This window comes from Streptomyces calidiresistens, from assembly GCF_014141525.1.
Lineage (GTDB): Bacteria > Actinomycetota > Actinomycetes > Streptomycetales > Streptomycetaceae > Streptomyces > Streptomyces calidiresistens.
Map to the genome: position 1 here is coordinate 1 of NZ_VKHS01001168.1, position 1,228 is coordinate 1,228.

The 1,228-nt window shown below is 78.7% G+C and carries 1 protein-coding gene; it reads left to right on the forward strand.

Features of this window, described 5'->3' with window-relative positions:
* The first annotated feature begins 391 nt into the window (after positions 1–391).
* Positions 392–1,087, forward strand: coding sequence for a HalD/BesD family halogenase (locus FOE67_RS26175; RefSeq protein WP_182667300.1), 696 nt, complete (start codon positions 392–394; stop codon positions 1,085–1,087).
* Positions 1,088–1,228: the final 141 nt, after the last annotated feature.

The window sequence follows — 1,228 nt, forward strand, 5'->3', positions numbered from 1 at the left end:
GGTTTCCCCCCGTCCCACCCGGCCGGCTCCTCCCCGGTGCGGGTGTCCCGATCGGGCTCCGCCGTCGCTCCGCTCATCGCCGACCTCCCCGGGCGGCGCGCGGCGCCCCCGTACTCCGTCCCTCCGCCCGGTGGGCCCGGGCGCGGTGTCTCCCCATCATCGGACGCGGCACCGACAACCCGGGACCCCGGGCGTCGTCCCCGCGTCCCGGGGGACGCCGCCCGGCGCGCCGGGGTTGCCCCCGACCCACCGGCGTGCCCGGTCGATGGGTCAACCGCCGTGGCGTGAGCCGGGGTTGCGAACACCACGGCAACGTTTTCCGACCGGAAACCGACCCGGATTTCCCCTCCGGGACAGTTGGTCGGGCATCCCCGGTGGGTATGGCAGGAGCATGTTGTCTCTCCCGGAGCGTGCGAACGAGCTGCGCGCCCCGTTCGCGCGCCTCGGGCGGTTGCGCCTGCCCGGGCTTCTCACCCGGGCGGGACTCACCGCCCTGCGCGCGGAGGTGCTCGGGCTGCGGCAGCGTCTCGTCCGCCGGGAGCACGCCGACGTCCTCGACGGAACCGAACTGTCGGCGGCCGGGCCCCTGATGGCCCGGCTCGGCGCCGACCCCGCGCTGCGCGACCTCGTCGCCGCCATAGCCGGGGTGGCCGCCGAGCCCCTTCCCGACCCCGCCCGACGCCTCTGCCTCCACGTCCTCGACCGGCCCGGCGACCGGATCGAACCGGCGCCCGGGGGCCCACCGCTGGCGCTCGCCCTCTTCCTCGACGCCCCCGCGTCCCCGCAGGACGGCGGGATGCTCGAATACCGTCCCGTCTCCTGGTCGGCGGGCCGCGCGGGCCCCGGAGCCGGCGGCCCCGGCCCCGGCAGTCCCGACCGCCGATCCGCCGGGGCGGCCCTGCCGGAGCCGCTGCTGCGGGCCCACCACGCGCCGGGTGACGGCTGCCTGATGCGGGCGGACGTCACCGAACCGCGGGTGACCCCGCTGCGCGTCGCCGATGCCCGCACCGTGGTCCTCACCCTCGGCTGGGCGGTCGGTCGGCCGCTCGTCGAGCGGCGGGCACCCGCCGGCGCGGCACTGCGCTGAGCCCCCGGTCCGCTCCCGCCCCGCACCCCGGGGCGCCCTCCCGGTACCGACCCGTCCACCCACCCGCGGACCCGGACCCCGGGGCCCCGTGTGCCCGGCCCCGACGACGAGGCGTCACCGTGTCGCACCCCCGGGTCACCC